Source organism: Citrobacter sp. Res13-Sevr-PEB04-36, assembly GCF_015672735.1.
Classification (GTDB): Bacteria; Pseudomonadota; Gammaproteobacteria; order Enterobacterales; family Enterobacteriaceae; genus Citrobacter.
The window spans coordinates 1-3457 of record NZ_JADABY010000020.1 but is presented as its reverse complement, the minus strand read 5'-3'; the positions used below and the strand labels follow the sequence as shown (position 1 = coordinate 3457).

Here is a 3457-nt window from a genome sequence, read left to right as displayed (position 1 = left end):
TCAGTTTGGATATCGAAAATTATTGTACTATAAGGACTTCCCCGGCATGTCAAAGCCGGTATTTATGGTTTCTGTCTGCTCTTCAGTAAAAATAAAGGGGAGAGACTGCGGTACTATAAACGGCCATGATGAATCGTCATCGATTCGGGCCCTGATGAAAGACGCGCGTGAGGTTCTTGTTCGTTAAGCGGATACGTATATCCTGTACAATAGCCAGATAGGCCTCACGGGGTCTAACCCTTTATCATCAACGAATTGCAGGTCAGATGGTTATACAGCTTCGAGCTTTAGTTGACTGAGTACAGCCGGAAATCATCACCGTAATGTAGTGATGCCCAACACAGCCGCGCATTTTTGGCGGCGATGGCCACAACAGCCCGCCAGTACCCTCTGCGCTCAACCAACATACAAACCCAACGGCTGAATGAGTCAGTCCTTTTCCCGGCGCCAATAAGCACTGAACGAGCCCCCTGAACCAGAAGCGTTCGCAGATACGAATCACCGGCTTTTGTGATCCTGCCGAGTTTCGACTTTCCCCCGCTGCTGTATTGTGATGGCGTCAGCCCCAGCCAGGCTGCCAGTTGACGTCCATTTTTAAAATCATGTGCATTACCGATACTGGCGACCAGTGCACAGGCCGTTGTGGGACCAACGCCCTTTAGCTCCATCAGCCGCTGACTGCGATGATCTGTTTTGGCTATGTGGGACAAAATTCGGTCATATTCAGTGATGTTAGCTTCAATGCGATCAACGTGTTCCATCAAATCATCAACACATTGCTGAACCTGAAGCGGTAAAGAGCTCTTCTGCACAGAAACCATGTGGCGCAGGGCATCAGCACTTTGTGGCGCGATGACACCGAATTCAGATATCAATCCTCGCAGACGATTATACGTTGCTGTTTTCTCTTCGATAAAACCCTGACGGGTACGATGTAAACACTGCATGGCCTGCTGGCTTTCGTCTTTCACTGGTACGAACCGCATATGCGGACGACGAACAGCTTCACAGATAGCCTGAGCATCAGCTGCATCATTTTTTCCTGATTTTCCGGCCATACGATAAGGCGATACAAACTTAGCAGCCATCAGACGTGGCTCATGACCATACTGCCGAAACAATCTTGCCCAGTAAGCATGCTTCCATCCCGATAACACAGGGAGGCAAACTTGCAATTAACTCAGGAAGTGCAGCACGCGATACTTTAGGCTTAACCAGAACAGTTCTACCATTTTGATCAACACCGTGAACAGCAAACACATTTTTAGCAAGATCGATACCGACAGTCGTGATAGTCATAACGAATTCCTCCGGGACGATGTGTACCCCATGATTGCACAAGAGTTAATCAGGCGCATAATCAGGGGAAGTCCCTTCCATTCGTTAAGGTCGTTTTTTGTACTACCAGGCTGCGGTAAGGGAGATTGACCACGTAGACAGGCAGCTGTGAGCGAAGAGCGGAAGTGAGAATTTGTCATGATTACCCTGATGCGGGACTAACATTGGCCTCTGATAATCAATGGAGAGCAGGTCAGGGTGACCAGTTCCATCTGAAAGAGATCGAAATTCACTGGCGTGAAGTGCTGCGCCTGGCAACCTCGATAAAGCAGGGAACCGTGACGAGCCAGCTACCCCAAGCAAAACGGACTTGCCAAAGCACTGAGGAAAATTGGCCGTATTGAACGAACGCTGTATATGCTCGACAGGTTCCGCGATCCGGCACTTCGTCGGCGGGTCCAGGCGGGACTGAATAAAGGAGAAGCCCGTAACGCGCTGGCGCGCGCGGTATTCCTTCTCCGTCTGGGTGAAATCAAGGATCGTAAACCGGAAAATCAGAGCTACCGCGCCAGCGGACTGACGCTGCTGACGGCAGCTATCTCGTTGTGGAATACCGTCTATATGGAAAGAGCGGTCGATGCCCTGAAGCGTAAAGGGATGAAGATCAACGAGCAACTGCTATCGCATTTGTCCCCGCTAGGCTAGGAACATGTTAAGTGAGAGAACCTCTACAAGTAAGGTTATTAATTGAATGATTTAAAGGGTCCGGCGCCACGGTCATCTCGGTGACGTCTGTCCGGAGACCTTTGAATAGGCCTCGTCACGAGGCCAAAATTATTCAACGGTTGTGAGGGTTGTCCACACCGGAATACCTATTCATACATAAACATCAATAGTATTTTCGAGGTTCTTATCTTCCCTTTTACCTGACTGAGTCTGCGTTTCCTTGTCCTGCTTCTCAGCCTGCTGTTTTAGTAACTGTTGTAATTGAGCAGACAAACTTTGAATTTGCTTTTGTATGATAGCCACCATCTCTTTCTTCTGATCTGCTGTCATACCATCTTCTGACGACACCTTACCAAGTTTTTCTGTAAGTGACTGTATCTTCTTTAAAATTTGTGATATCTGAGATGATTCACTATTAGCTGAACTGTTAGAACTTTTTATACTTGTATTAGTTTGTATTGATATAGACATAGAACCTCCATGGTAAATATATAGGTGTATCGGCATATACGCAGATATACTTTAGAATTCTTATGATTTATTTTTTCATTTTTTTCAGGCTGTTATATAGACTGGCTTGTTGCGGTGTTTAACGTATTACCAGACATGATTTTGAACGCGCTGGACAGCGTGGTGAGTGAATATCTTTTGGCTGAAGGCCGGAAAGTACATACTCTTTTTGTGTTTACACAATTTGTAGTTACGATAATCCATCCTCACGGCTGTTCCCTGGGCACGGTCATACCTAACCTATTTAGATTAAGTATTTAACGATCAATTTCTTACAGTACTTTTAAGGGACAACTTCAAATCTCTGAATATATCATTATCAGTATTTCAGTTAATAATACCTTCAAATAAAAAAAGCGGTCCGGCGACATCCCCCGGACCGCTTCAATAAACTGTCTGATGTTATGTATTCATCAGTGTGCAAATATCATACCAGCTTATGGTTCAGATAGCCACGTTGCTTAATTGTTGTGCAATGTAACAAATGTGAGGTATGTGTAGGTAATCGTTATTTTTAGGACTTAATGCACCGGTATTCTGGGCTTCAAATTCATCGGGGTAATGGCAAGTTAATGAAAAAAAGACCATTCCTCACGGGGGAAAAATGGTCGAATAATAGTATCCTGGTTCTGTGTACGTCAGGGTTCCAGTAGGATAGCGTCTATTGTCATGAACAAAACGACAAATAAGGGGGTAAATATGCCTCATTTTTGTTAAGGAATTGTCTATATGAACTGTTACTCAGTTTCTGTCCGTGAAATGGTCAGTATCAGGTATCAGACAATCATATCCTTTTATCTCACTGAGATTCCGGGCTGGACTTGATATCATCTAAACCTTTTCGGATTTCCACGTTTGGAAAATACAAGCCTTTCAAGAATTATACTGGTCTGTTAAGCGACCGATTGGAATCCGATATAAGAATATCCAGCAAGGAGGTGAT

Annotated in this window: 2 protein-coding genes and 2 pseudogenes; 2 read left to right on the top strand and 2 right to left on the bottom strand. The window is 45.2% G+C overall.

What is annotated here, in order from left to right:
* The coding region (locus tag IMQ48_RS22990; protein ID WP_230326299.1) for a hypothetical protein at nucleotides 1-187 on the top strand (187 nt) is incomplete at its 5' end.
* 100 nt (nucleotides 188-287) lie between these two features.
* Here IMQ48_RS22990 and IMQ48_RS06195 read toward each other — a convergent pair.
* A pseudogene (locus tag IMQ48_RS06195) lies at nucleotides 288-1299 on the bottom strand (IS110 family transposase).
* Between the two features lie 239 nt (nucleotides 1300-1538).
* On the opposite strand from IMQ48_RS06195, the pseudogene IMQ48_RS06190 reads away from it, so the two are divergent.
* Nucleotides 1539-1980, top strand: a pseudogene (locus tag IMQ48_RS06190) (Tn3 family transposase); the annotation flags it as partial.
* Nucleotides 1981-2154: 174 nt separating this feature from the next.
* On the opposite strand, the gene IMQ48_RS06185 reads toward IMQ48_RS06190, so the two are convergent.
* Nucleotides 2155-2475, bottom strand: a complete 321-nt coding sequence (locus IMQ48_RS06185; RefSeq protein WP_137366620.1) for a FlxA-like family protein — start codon at nucleotides 2473-2475, stop codon at nucleotides 2155-2157.
* Between the last annotated feature and the right edge of the window lie 982 nt (nucleotides 2476-3457).